The organism is Chryseobacterium sp. CBo1 (assembly GCF_001693475.1).
In the GTDB taxonomy this organism is placed as follows: Bacteria; Bacteroidota; Bacteroidia; order Flavobacteriales; family Weeksellaceae; genus Chryseobacterium; species Chryseobacterium formosense.
Genome location: NZ_MAUH01000015.1, coordinates 1 through 12,618, shown reverse-complemented (window position 1 = coordinate 12,618; position 12,618 = coordinate 1). Strand labels below are relative to the sequence as shown.

Here is a 12,618-nt window from a genome sequence, read left to right as displayed (position 1 = left end):
TTCATACAAACTCTTTGCAAATATGCAGAGAGTTTTTTTATGAACCTATGTCAAAATAAGAAGTTTTTAAATTTGATAATTCACCTTTTCAAATGTTAAAAAAATATTTAAATCAAACAAAAAAACTGATATATTTGTTTTTATACAATTTAATAAACTATGGAAAACGTTTTTGATGCAAAAGATGCTCAGAATTACATCAATAGAATAAATAATCTGGTAGAAGAAACTCATGGTTTGTGGGGAAGGATGACGGTAGATCAGATGTTGGCGCACTGCTGTGTGTCTTATGAAATGGTTTACGAACCTGAAAGACACAAAAAACCCGGTGCTATTGCCAAATTTATTTTAAAAACTTTCGTAAAGCCAAAAGTGGTTGGCGAAAAAGCATACCCTCATGATTCTCCTACCGCACCTCAGTTTTTGATTAAAGAAAGAAGAAATTTCGAAGAAGAAAAAAAGAGATTGATTGGTTATATTCAAAAAACGCAGCAACTTGGTGCAGAAGCTTTCGACGGAAAAGAGTCTTTCTCTTTCGGAAAACTGAATTCTCAGCAATGGAACAATATGTTTGCTAAACATTTAAACCACCATTTAAGCCAGTTCGGAGTTTAAAAAATTGGCATTAATAAATTAATTAGAAATGGGCTTTAGCCCGTTTACAAAAAAACATAAATTCTTTTTGGCTTTAGCCTAACTTATTAAAGATTTAAGCATGAAAAAACTTTTATTATTTCTCATTTTCGCAGCCAATTTCGGCTTTGCTCAGATGCCGAACATTGAAACAGTGTGGAAAAACAACAGCAAACCTTACATTGGAACAATCGGAAACAAAGGTGAGGAGATCAGACTGAAAATCAATATTTCGGAACAGAACAAAAAAAATGATCAGGAATATTTTGTGGCAGGATATTCTTTGGTAGATACCAATTACACAAAGTTTGAAGGAAAACTGACGATTACAAAATACAAAGATTCCAAGAAAAAGGGAGTGGTGTACGGAACGTATGAATTGGCAGAAGAAGCGAAAGGAAAACATTCAGGTATGTTTACCGGGAAGTTCGTTTATACTTTTAAATGGGATAAAAATTCAGAAAAGATTGATAGTCAGGAGATCGAGCTGATCGGTGACTGGAAAAGCTATGATAAAACCTTAGATTTTAAAACCCGTTTAAAAAACCAATAATTATGTTAAGAAATATATTGGCAGTAGTTGCCGGAATTATTACCGGATCGATCTGCATCTGGCTGATTGAAACACTGAATCATATTTTATATCCTTTCCCGGAAGGAATAAAACCGAATGATATGGAAGGTTTTAAAAGCTATGTTGAAAATTTACCTTTTCTGGGGAAATTTATGGTGATTGTAGGTTACGCTGTAGGAGCAGTGGTTTCAGGTTTTGTATCAACAAAAATCGCTAGAAACGGAAAACTTACATCGGCAGCAATTTGTGGAATTATTTTCATGATTTTCACAATTTATAATATGACCGTTTTGCCAACGACTGTTTGGTTTTGGGTTCTCGGGATTGTAGTTTGGGGACTTGTTTTCCTGGGCGCTAAATTGGCTTTAAATAAAAAATAATTTCTTTCACAGATTTTGAAAATTATACTGATTTATTTTGATTTTTTAAATCTGCAAAATCTGTGTGAGTTCAAAAATAAAACATAAAAAAAAGTATGAAGTTAGGCGTATTTTCACTGAGCTTAAGTGTGAAAGATCTTGCAAAATCTAAAGAGTTTTACGAAAAACTGGGCTTTTCATCGATGGGTGGAAGTATGGAGAATAATTATCTCATCATGAAAAACGGAAGCACATTAATTGGGCTTTTTCAGGCGATGTTCGATGGCAATATGCTGACTTTCAATCCGGGGTGGGATGAAAATGCCCAAAATCTTGATGAGTTTGATGATGTAAGAGCAATTCAGCAGCATCTTAAAAATCATCAGGTGGAAATTGATAAGGAAGCCGACGAAACCACTTCCGGTCCGGAACACATCTTCCTGAAAGATCCCGACGGAAATATGATTCTTATCGATCAGCATCGTTAATCCCAGTTTTGTGTTCCGAGTTTTACAGCTCAAACCTCAAATCACGTATTTCAAATCAAACTAAATTATATATTATGGCAACAGTAAATGTCTACCTTACATTCAACGGAAACTGTAGGGATGCTTTCGATTTTTACAAATCAGTTTTTGGCGGAGAATATCCTTACATCGGAACTTTTGGTGAGATGCCACCGCAGGAAGGTATGGAAATGTCTGAAGCAGACAAAAACAAAATTATGCACGTTACCCTTCCTATTTCAAAAGAAACTCTTCTAATGGGAAGCGATACAGGCGGAGAATGGGCTTCAAGTCTGACGGTGGGAAATAATTTTTCGGTTTCAATTAATGCAGATTCAAAAGAAGAAGCAGATAAACTTTTCAACGGACTTTCTGAAGGCGGAAATGTTACAATGCCTTTGGCAGATACATTCTGGGGAGCTTACTTCGGAATGTTCACGGATAAATTCGGAATCAACTGGATGGTAAATTATGATGACCCTGCAAAAATGCAGCAACATCCTTAATATTCATTCTTTTCTGAATGTAATTGATCATTATAAATAACCGACAGAGTATTTTGTCGGTTTTAATTGTACAATATATTTGCTTAATATTTTAAACTTTGCTGAGCGAAGCGCCTTTGCGGACGGAAAATATTTTCAAAAATTATAAAAAACTATGCGCTCTTAGCGTTAAAAATATCATTAAAAAACAAACAAAATGAAATTTACAATTGATGAAATTAAAAAAGCACACCAAAAAGTAAAAAGCGGTGCAGATTTTCCAAAATACATTCAGGAAATAAAAGATCTTGGCGTTTCTCATTACACCGCTCTTGTGGCGAATGGAAATACAAAATATTTTGATGCTGAAGAAAATTTTGCCGAAACAGGAAGTAAATATGAGAATTTAATTATTTCTGAAAATTTAAATCCTGAACAGTTTAAATTCAGATTAAAACTCCACCAACAAGGAGGAACAGATTATCCTACTTTCTGTAAAGATTGCGCAGAGAACGGAGTAGAAGGCTGGAAGATGGATTTAAATGAAATGACCTGTACTTATTTTGATAAAAACGGAAATGATATTTTAGTGGAAACAGTTCCTTCATAAAAAACAGAGATAACAAACAGCTTGTTATTATAGATTTTTATTATTAATTTTGTATTTATTGATAGTTTGTATAAATTAATAACAAGATTTATGAAGTTTCTGAAGAAGTTGGCTGTTTCAGTTTTGTGTTTAGGAAGTATTTTTTCTTTTGCTCAGGAAAATGATCTTGGCGCTTGGTATATGTATTTCGGGAATAATAAGATCAGCAAAAAGCTGAATTTCCATAATGAGATTCAATACAGAAATTTTGAAGCGATCGGAGATTTAGAACAATTATTAATTCGTACCGGAATCGGGTATGATCTTACAGAAAATAACAATAATATTTTGTTGGGATATGGTTTTATCCTGAGCCGGCCTTATATCAATGGTGAAAAGTCGGAAAATATTGAACACCGTATTTTTCAGCAGTATATTACGAAGCAAAAGTTTGGGAGATTCAATCTGCAGCACCGTTATCGTTTTGAAGAACGTTTTTTACAGAACGATTTCAGGATGAGATTCCGTTATCTATTAGGATTTAATATTCCGATCAATAATAAAGAGATGTTGCCGAAAACTTTTTATGCCTCGGTTTATAATGAGATTTTCCTTCACTTAGACAGTCCGGTTTTTGATAGAAACCGAGTGTATGGAGCTTTAGGATTTGTCATTAATAAAAACATGAGAGTTGAAGCAGGTTACATGAATCAGCTTCAGGAAAATAAAAACCGCGGACAAATACAAATCGGTTTTTACAACAATATTCCTTTTACAAAAAATTAAAGTAAAATACCCTCAGATTCGGTCTTTAAAAACAGAATCTGAAGAGTTTTAAACTCAAAAAATTAAAACTTTTTTAATAACTAAATAATCACAAACCATGATTCACGACTATGTAATTATTTCCATTGCTGTACTTCTTTCAGTGATGATTTTGGTGATGGTAGGGCAGAAGCTCAAAGTGGCTTATCCGATTTTTCTTGTGATTGCAGGCTTACTCGTGAGCTTTATTCCGGGGATGCCGCAGATCGAAATTGAGCCGGATCTTGTGTTTCTTATATTTCTTCCTCCTATTTTATTTGAAGCAGCCTGGTTTACTTCGTGGCAGGATTTCCATAAATGGCGAAAACAGATTTTCTCAATGGCATTTGGGTTGGTTTTCCTTACTTCAATAGTTGTTGCTTACCTTTCTTCATCTATCATTCCGGGACTTACTGTTGCAATGGGATTTCTTTTGGGAGGTGTCAATTCTCCGCCGGATGCAGTTGCAGCCACTTCCGTTTTAAAGAATATGAAAATTCCTAAAAAAATTACGACCGTTTTGGAAGGTGAGAGTCTGATCAATGATGCATCGAGTTTAATTGTATTTAAATTTGCTCTGGCTGCAGTAATTTCTGGACAATTTATCTTTCGTGAGGCAGTGACAGATTTTTTCACAATGGCAATTGGTGGAGTGGCTGTAGGAATCGGAACGGGTTTGGTTTTCGGGAAATTTTTAAGATTAATTCCTTCCAACTCTAATATCGATACAGTTATTACACTTATAGTTCCTTATGTGATGTATGTTGCGGCAGAACATTTTCATTTTTCGGGAGTTTTGGCCGTTGTAGCGGGAGGTTTGTTGATGTCTTACAATTCACATTGTTATTTAAGTCATACTTCAAGAATTCAGACCGGAAATGTCTGGAGTGTTATAATTTTCCTGATGAACACTATTATTTTCATTCTCATCGGGCTAGAATTACCCATTGTTGTGGCAGCAATGAAAGATTACACGATTTCAGAAGGTATTTTTTATAGTATTGTTATCGGTGGGGCGATTATTTTTACACGTTTAGCGTACAGCTATGCTATCGTTTATATTCCGTGGCTTTTGTCAAAAAAAATGCGGGAAGAAAAACCAAAGCCTGATTGGAAAGAACCTTTCATCATCAGTTTTGCGGCAATGAGGGGAGTTGTTTCATTGGCAGCGGCACTTTCGATTCCGGTGTATATCAGTCCGGGAGAAGCTTTTCCGCACAGAAATATTATTTTATTCGTAACCTTTGTGATTATTCTGATTACTTTGGTCGGACAAGGTTTATTGTTGTCACCAATCTTGAAATTCCTTAAAATTGAAGATGCAGGAAGCGATCTTCCGGAAGAAAAGCAGGAAGCTATTTTAATGAAAAAATTAAAAGAAACAGCACTTCAAAAGCTTACTTCAGATTTCTCTGAACTCTCTGAAAACAACAGTCTTGTAAAACACCAGATTTACAAACTCGAAAACGAGATGAAGCTGATCGCCGATAAAGCTCAATGTATGGGTTCAACGGTAGATTATGCTGCAGCGATGAATGAAAATAAAGATGTTTTAAGACAGGTTATTCAGGCACAAAGAAATGAACTTCATCGTATGAAACGTGAAAAAATATTCGATGATCATGTAATGAGAACCATTGAAATGCAGCTGGATTTTGATGAAGCGAAAATTACTGGTTTTGCTCATTAAAATACTTAAAAAATGTCAATTTTAGTTAAATCAAAGTAATCGACTGGTTTCATATTAGCAGAGCGTTATAAAAATTGCTATTTTTGATGAAATTTTAGAAATAACAAATGAAAAATAAGATAATTGTAGGATTTGCAGCTTTAATGTTGGTGATGTCTTGTAATAATAATGATAAAGTACTAAATGCATTGGCCGATTATAATAATGAAATGGTTTCGCAAGGTTATCATTTCGGTGACAAAATCGAACTTCCGAAAGAAGTTACAGATAACGCGGAAAGTATTGTTATCAGCTTTGGTGAAAAAGAATCTTCAAATCTCACCATCGATCCGAAATATTTTACGCTTGGCGACAACGCAGTTACATTTAATATTAAAACAAAAGGCGGCGAAACCCTTTATCAGGACGCAACGATCAACGTCTATAGCAAAAGTCCGGAAACGACAATCAATTATGAAGTTATAGCAGAATATCCACATGATCCTAAAAACTTTGTACAAGGTTTCCAGATTGACGGAAATACCATTTATGAAAGTGATGGGCAACACGGTTCTTCGAAAATTTTAAAATACACTTTAGGAGATACCAAGCCAATTACATCGACTACACAACCTGAAGAATTTTTCTCTGAAGGAAGTACAATTGTCGGGGATAAAGTTTACCAGTTAACCTGGCAAAATAAAAAAGGTTTCATTTATGACAAGAACACGTTAGCGTTACAGTCTGAATTTCCTTATCCGAATGTGATGGGCGAAGGTTGGGGATTAACGTATGACGGGAAAAATCTTATTGCATCTGATGGAACGAAAAATTTGTATTTTTTAGATGTTAAAGATCCTTCAAAAATGGTGAGGTTTATTTCGGTTGCTGGTACAAATTCTGTCTATGAAAAGCTAAACGAACTCGAATATTACAAAGGATTTATTTATGCCAATGTTTGGCAAAAGCCTTATATTTTAAAAATCAATCCTGCAAATGGTGAAGTGGTAGGGAAATTTGATTTTTCAGAAATTGCTAAAAAAAATACGAAAGGCGAAGATGATGTTTTAAACGGAATCGCTTTCAAAGGGGATAATATGTTGGTTACAGGGAAAAACTGGCCGACAATTTATGAAGTTGCTATTAAATAGTTAAAATTGAATGACTGTTCATTCATCCAGAAATAAAATATGTAAATTGGTAGCGCTCCGAAGGAGCGCTATCTTGGTAAAAAAGATTTTTTGAAATTATTACAATTCTTATCTGTTTTGGTATTCTGTACATTCTCTGCGCAGAAAGCCCTTCCTTTTGATTCTTTAAAGCTTAAGGAAACAAGAGATATGTTTGCGGATGATTACGGAAGTCTTTATTTCTACAAAAACAAAGATTTCAGCTTCACGAAATACGATTCCTTAGGAAAGCAGTTGGGAAAAATGATGTTCACGGTTCCCTTCAAAGTTCAGGGAGTGCAGAACCCTTTAAGTATAGCTCTTTTCTCGGAAAATGCTCAGGAAATGAAGTTTGTGGATCAGAATCTGAATGAAATTCAGAAGCTTGATTTTAAACAGAAATTTACGTTTATCAAACATGCTTATGCAGAAGATCTTCAGCAGATCTGGTTGATGGATGAAAGCATGAAAAGGCTGATTCAGTATAATTTCAGAAATGATACAACGATCAATTCTTTTCCTTTTGATGCAAGTTTTGATGATCTGATCGATCTTTTGGTCTTTGAAAATAAAGTTTATATTTTATCTAAAAACCAGTTCAGGGTTTACAATCTGAAATTTGAAAAACTCTTTGAAGCACCTGTTGAAAATGCAAAACGATTCAGAAGAGAAAACGAAATCATCCTGATTGTCGCAAAGAATACAATTTTCAAATATAATCCGGAAAAAGGTTTGACCAAAATTTTCGAAGATCCCGATGCACAGATTGTGGATAAAAATTCACTGGCTTATTTTGAAGTAAAAGACAACAAACTCTATCTTTACACCCTTGAAAATATAGCAAATATTAAAAAGCTCAAAGACGCAGAAAACCAGAAAAAAGAACTGGAAAAATCCATAGAAAAACTTGAAAAAGAAAAGTCTGAGAAGACAGATATTATTAAGCTGATGGATGAGATTGAGGATTTAGGCTTTTAATAACGACAAATAAAGAATTAAGAAGATATGCATATTGCGGTTACGGGAAATATTGGAGCAGGAAAGACGACACTTACAAGAATGCTTGCAAAACATTACAATTGGGATGCACAGTTCGAAGATGTAGATCACAACCCTTATCTGGAAGATTTTTATGCTGATATGAGCAAATGGAGTTTTGCTTTACAGATTTACTTTTTGGGCAGCAGGTTCCGTCAGGTAAAGGAAATCAGAGAGAGCGGGAGAAATATTATTCAGGATCGTACGATCTATGAAGATGCCCATATTTTTGCCGAAAACCTTAATGATATGAAGCTGCTTTCGGACAGAGATTTTAAGAACTACGCTTCTTTGTTTGATCTGATGAAAAGCTTTGTCTCAGCACCCGATTTGTTGATTTATTTGAAATCTGATGTTCCGAATCTTGTAAAGAAAATTTATAAAAGAGGAAGAGAATATGAAGCCACAATAAGTATTGAGTACCTTTCAAAACTTAATAAAAAATACGAAAAATGGATTTCCAATTACACAGAAGGTAAATTGCTGATCATTGAAGTTGATGATCTTGATTTCGTAGAAAAGCCTGAAGATTTCGGCTTGATTTTAGAAAAGATCGAGACAGAACTGAACGGATTGTTTTAATTTTCTAATTAACATAATATTTGGTTCTAAATTTGTTGAAGCAAATATATTCTCATCTTTAAAATCAGACTAAAATGTTGGTAAAAGTTCTTCATAACGGAAATTGCTCAAAATCAAATGCGGTTTTAGAGTATCTTGATGAAAACGGAATTCAGTTTGAAATCATTAATATTGTCGAAGATCCGTTAAGCGTTCTGGAGCTTAAAACGGTTTTAAAAAAACTGAATCAGAGCGTTTTTCATATTATAAGAAAAGAAGAAAAACTGTATCTTGAAAAATTTGCTTCCCAAAATTATTCGGAAGAAGAATGGCTTAAGATTTTATCGGAAAACCCCTCACTAATCCAAAGACCGATATTGATTAAAGGATCAGTTGCCATGTTGGGAAGACCTTTGGAAAATGTGAAGTTTTTTATCGAAAAGTAAAATATTAAAATTAGATTTATAAATTAAAGAAAGGTTAGTTGTTCAAACTAACCTTTCTCTTTTATAGCAGCAAAATTTTAATTAAAGTAAAATTACATTTTCAATTTTCGCAACTTCCTGATAAATTTTTACCACCTGGTCCGCATCCAGAACAAATGCATTGATATTGCAGGCTGTATATTTACCGTTTTTACTTTCCCTGTTACCCATCGTGAACTTTATGCCGTCAAAAACTTTATAAATCTCAGTAATCTTCGCCTCATCGGTCGGAATGATAAATTTAAATAAATAATCTTCCGGAAAGTCGTGGTGACCTTCAAGTTTTTCCTTTAGAGAATTATAAAATTCTTCAGGATTTGCATGCTGATTTCCTTGTAATATATCCATCTTTTCTACCTTATTTATATAAATATAATGAAAAAAAAGCTATTTTCCAAACGCTCCCAATAGCGAGCCGGAATTTTGCTTTTCATGGTCTTCAATAATATTAAAAAGACCGTTTACAATCTGTTCTGAAGCCAGCATACTCAATCCGCCTGCGTTAACGTTGGTTTTGTTTCCACCCAACAAGCTTCCTAATAAATTGCTTCCGGACAATGCCGAATTGATTGTTTTTACGATCCCATATTTATTTAGTTCCTGTTCAACTCTCGGAGCAATTGCCTGAACAAGCTGAGTCTGGGTTTTCTCCTTTAAAATTAAAGTAGCCGTACCTTTCTCTCCCTGAATAATTCTTGTAACATCCTGCGCATTTAAGCTATTAACCGCAGATTCCAAAATAGGCTTTGAAATACCGACTGTATAAACTGCAGCTTCAGCAATATATTCTCTTTCTTTTGCCACGATCGACGGGGCTATTTTTTCTAAGGTCGTATTAATATCACGAAGTTGTTGTGGTAAAGCTTTATCTACTAAATTATTTTGAAGAAATGCTTCTTTGTTTCCGTAGATGTTTGCTCCTTTATTAATTCCGCCCAGCAAAACTCTTTTTATGACCGCCAATCCTAAATCCGAGGTAGCTATCGACGTACAAGACTGTAGCGTTGTATTGATAATCGCTCCTGTACTTAAAATAACGATTGCTGCGATGATATATTTTTTCATTTTAATTTATATTTTAAACTGCACCAAAGTTAATTACTTAATGTGCTTGTTACAAAATTTTTAATTTCACAAAAAGTGTATTTAGGTAATTCACTATTTCTGTACCATAATTAAAAGTTTTTTAAAGATCATCTTAAAAATATCCTTCTGACTACCTTTTTTGGCGAAAATTATTGCTTCAATGTGAAAAAATGAAATTTTTTACGATATTAATTTGATAAAAATCATGTTCTGTTTTAAGAATAAATTAAATAAATATTATAATATCTTAACAAATAATTAAACTTAAACGCATTATCAAAATTTTTTTAAGTAACTTTAACAAGATTGGATATTTTTTCTATTTTTGATTAATGTCTACTTTTGAGACATGGAAGGATGAAGATGTAAATCGACTTTCCAATAATATGAATGTACAAGATAAAATTAAACTATATGAAACAAACTAATTTAAAGTATTCTTGTCTTATTGCTGTTCTCTACTTCGGTATGAATGTCAATGGACAGACTACTCCTCAAGACACCGTTCCAAAAGAGCAAAAGATTGAGGAGGTTGTGATGATTGGGTATGGTAGCCGTAAGAAAGTTGATAATACAACTTCTATAAGTTCAATTGGAGCTGATGAAGTTGTTAAAACGAAAGTTCTAAACGCTTCACAAGCTATTCAGGGAAAAGCAGCGGGTGTGCAGGTCACGGCTTCAGATTCTCCTGGTTCAACGCCAACAGTGATGATTAGAGGCCTAGGTACTGTTTTAGGTGGAAGAACTCCATTATATGTTGTAGATGGTATGTTCATGGAAAATATTAATAATATCAATTCCAATGACATTCTTTCGTATGATATTTTAAAAGACGCTGCTGCATTAGCAATTTATGGTAACAGAGCTGCGAATGGTGTAATTATTATTACTACGAAATCTGGTAGAGGAAAGCTTAATGTGGAATATGATGGTCTTGTAGGACTAAGAACTCCATTAAAAACGGTAAAGATGGCAAATGCTAATGAATTTGTAAATTATAATAATACCGCGAACAGTTTTCTAACCCCTCCCGGAAGATCATTCTCAACAAATCAACCATATAATACAGATTGGTTTAAAGAAATTACAAGAACAGGTATTTACAATCAACATAACGTTGCTATATCTGGTTCATCTGAGGCGGCTAAATACTTTTTTAGTTTAAGTAACTATGATGAACAATCTATATTAAATGGTACTGATTATAATAGAACAACGATTAGAACAAATAATGAATTTAAGATTTCAAAGAAAATAACATTATCTCAAAATTTAAGCGTTGCATTCACTAATATTACTCCAAAACCATTTAGTGCCTTTACAAATGCCTATAAGCAATCACCATTAGTTCCTGTTTATTATCCTTCAGGGCAATATGGACAGCCAATTTGGGATGCTAATGGGAACATTAGTTATTCAGGTGGAAGATTTAATAATGTAGGAAATCCTGTTAGTCAGTTAAATTTTAACAATGAGCAGAATAAAAGTATGCTGATGCAAGGGGGATTAAAATTGGATGTAGAAATTATGAAGGGATTGAAATTTACTTCTCAGTTTTCCGGAGAATACTCAAATTACAAAGCATATAATTTCTCAGATGATTTATCTATTTGGTTAGCTGCTGATCCTACAAGAGTTCCTACTTTATTTGATGGAAACGCAAAAAATACTTTGACAAATACTAAACAAGATTACTATAATTGGTCTCTAACGAATTATTTAAATTATAACAGAACGTTTGGCAGTCATAATATTGATGTAATGTTAGGAACTGAGTCTTTTGTTAAAAATGGAATTGAAGAATTAATTGTAAAAAGAAAAGATTTAGGAACTGTTTCTAACTATTGGGATCTTTCAGGAACGGAATATATTAATAATATTTTATCTCTTAATTCTGTAAAATACAATAAGAATACTACTAATTCATATTTTGCTAGAGCACAATATAAATTTATGAATCGATATCTTCTAAGTGCAACCGTTAGAAGAGATGGATCTTCCCAGTTTGCTGACGGTAACAAATGGGGAACTTTTCCATCATTCGGAGCAGGATGGGTTATTTCTGAAGAATCATTCATGAAAGATGGTTTCTTTAACCTACTTAAATTAAGAGGAGGATGGGGAAGACTTGGTAATCAGAATGTACCATTAAACTATCTTCCTTTGGCTTCAGGCAATTCTTATAATTATGCATTTGGAGCTAATCCTGTTAGTAATGGAGTTACTATTAATAAAGGTCTTGATCCTAACTTGGGATGGGAAATTACTGAAGAATCATCATTAGGATTAGATTTTGGTGTGCTTAATAATAAATTAACGGGTACGTTTGATGTTTATAATAGGGAAACAAAAAATCTTATTTTAGATGTTTCAAACTATTTAACTTCGGGACAAAGCGATAAATTTAATTCTCATGTAGGTTCTGTAACCAATAAAGGTATAGAAGCATCTTTAAATTGGTCGGATAAGGTAGGTGAAGATTTCTCGTATTCAATAGGTGCTAACTATTCATTTAATAAAAATGAATTAACTCTGTAAATCGTCAGCAAAAAGTAGACATTATATAGTATAAAAGTTAAGGAGTGTTTTCAAAAAAAGAATTACATTTAATTATGGAAACACCTAAAAAGAAAAGTTCCGAAAAATTCGTAAAAGACATC

General features: G+C 33.4%; 15 protein-coding genes. 13 read left to right on the top strand and 2 right to left on the bottom strand.

Annotated features, from left to right (window positions below):
• The first annotated feature begins 159 nt into the window (after nt 1-159).
• The 12 genes from BA768_RS10635 (at nt 160) to BA768_RS10580 (ending at nt 8,833) form a co-directional block, all read left to right on the top strand.
• The gene (locus BA768_RS10635; protein WP_034675366.1) at nt 160-615 is read left to right on the top strand and encodes a DUF1569 domain-containing protein; all 456 of its coding nucleotides are present in this window, start codon (nt 160-162) and stop codon (nt 613-615) included.
• Nucleotides 616-715: 100 nt separating this feature from the next.
• The gene (locus BA768_RS10630) at nt 716-1,186 is read left to right on the top strand and encodes a hypothetical protein (protein ID WP_065720718.1); all 471 of its coding nucleotides are present in this window, start codon (nt 716-718) and stop codon (nt 1,184-1,186) included.
• 2 nt (nt 1,187-1,188) lie between these two features.
• Nucleotides 1,189-1,587: a hypothetical protein gene (locus tag BA768_RS10625; RefSeq protein WP_065720717.1), complete on the top strand. Its 399-nt coding sequence runs from the start codon at nt 1,189-1,191 to the stop codon at nt 1,585-1,587.
• A gap of 95 nt (nt 1,588-1,682) precedes the next feature.
• Complete coding sequence (locus tag BA768_RS10620) at nt 1,683-2,054, top strand: VOC family protein (protein ID WP_034675374.1); 372 nt, start codon at nt 1,683-1,685, stop codon at nt 2,052-2,054.
• A 74-nt stretch (nt 2,055-2,128) separates the two neighbouring features.
• Entirely contained in the window at nt 2,129-2,578 is a 450-nt protein-coding gene (locus tag BA768_RS10615) for a VOC family protein (protein WP_034675377.1), read from the top strand.
• A 196-nt stretch (nt 2,579-2,774) separates the two neighbouring features.
• Nucleotides 2,775-3,167 carry a DUF1398 domain-containing protein gene (locus BA768_RS10610; RefSeq protein WP_034675380.1) on the top strand — a complete coding sequence of 131 codons (393 nt, stop codon included), beginning with the start codon at nt 2,775-2,777 and terminating at the stop codon, nt 3,165-3,167.
• A 90-nt stretch (nt 3,168-3,257) separates the two neighbouring features.
• Nucleotides 3,258-3,932, top strand: a complete 675-nt coding sequence (locus tag BA768_RS10605; RefSeq protein ID WP_083206635.1) for a DUF2490 domain-containing protein — start codon at nt 3,258-3,260, stop codon at nt 3,930-3,932.
• A 97-nt stretch (nt 3,933-4,029) separates the two neighbouring features.
• The gene (locus BA768_RS10600) at nt 4,030-5,640 is read left to right on the top strand and encodes a Na+/H+ antiporter (protein WP_034675385.1); all 1,611 of its coding nucleotides are present in this window, start codon (nt 4,030-4,032) and stop codon (nt 5,638-5,640) included.
• 107 nt (nt 5,641-5,747) lie between these two features.
• Nucleotides 5,748-6,770, top strand: a complete 1,023-nt coding sequence (locus BA768_RS10595) for a glutaminyl-peptide cyclotransferase (RefSeq protein WP_065720716.1) — start codon at nt 5,748-5,750, stop codon at nt 6,768-6,770.
• A gap of 90 nt (nt 6,771-6,860) precedes the next feature.
• Nucleotides 6,861-7,766, top strand: coding sequence for a hypothetical protein (locus BA768_RS10590; protein ID WP_065720715.1), 906 nt, complete (start codon nt 6,861-6,863; stop codon nt 7,764-7,766).
• A gap of 27 nt (nt 7,767-7,793) precedes the next feature.
• A complete protein-coding gene (locus BA768_RS10585) occupies nt 7,794-8,408 on the top strand; it encodes a deoxynucleoside kinase (RefSeq protein ID WP_034675390.1) in 615 nt (204 codons plus the stop codon).
• Between the two features lie 74 nt (nt 8,409-8,482).
• Nucleotides 8,483-8,833, top strand: a complete 351-nt coding sequence (locus BA768_RS10580; protein ID WP_065720714.1) for an ArsC/Spx/MgsR family protein — start codon at nt 8,483-8,485, stop codon at nt 8,831-8,833.
• 81 nt (nt 8,834-8,914) lie between these two features.
• Here BA768_RS10580 and BA768_RS10575 read toward each other — a convergent pair whose 3' ends face one another.
• Entirely contained in the window at nt 8,915-9,220 is a 306-nt protein-coding gene (locus BA768_RS10575; RefSeq protein ID WP_034675397.1) for a DUF493 family protein, read from the bottom strand.
• Between the two features lie 39 nt (nt 9,221-9,259).
• Nucleotides 9,260-9,937 (bottom strand): DUF4197 family protein, encoded by a 678-nt coding sequence (locus tag BA768_RS10570; RefSeq protein WP_065720713.1) that lies wholly within the window; start codon nt 9,935-9,937, stop codon nt 9,260-9,262.
• A gap of 435 nt (nt 9,938-10,372) precedes the next feature.
• Here BA768_RS10570 and BA768_RS10565 point away from each other — a divergent pair, with 435 nt between their 5' ends.
• Nucleotides 10,373-12,496, top strand: a complete 2,124-nt coding sequence (locus BA768_RS10565) for a SusC/RagA family TonB-linked outer membrane protein (RefSeq protein ID WP_083206634.1) — start codon at nt 10,373-10,375, stop codon at nt 12,494-12,496.
• The last annotated feature ends 122 nt before the right edge of the window (nt 12,497-12,618 follow it).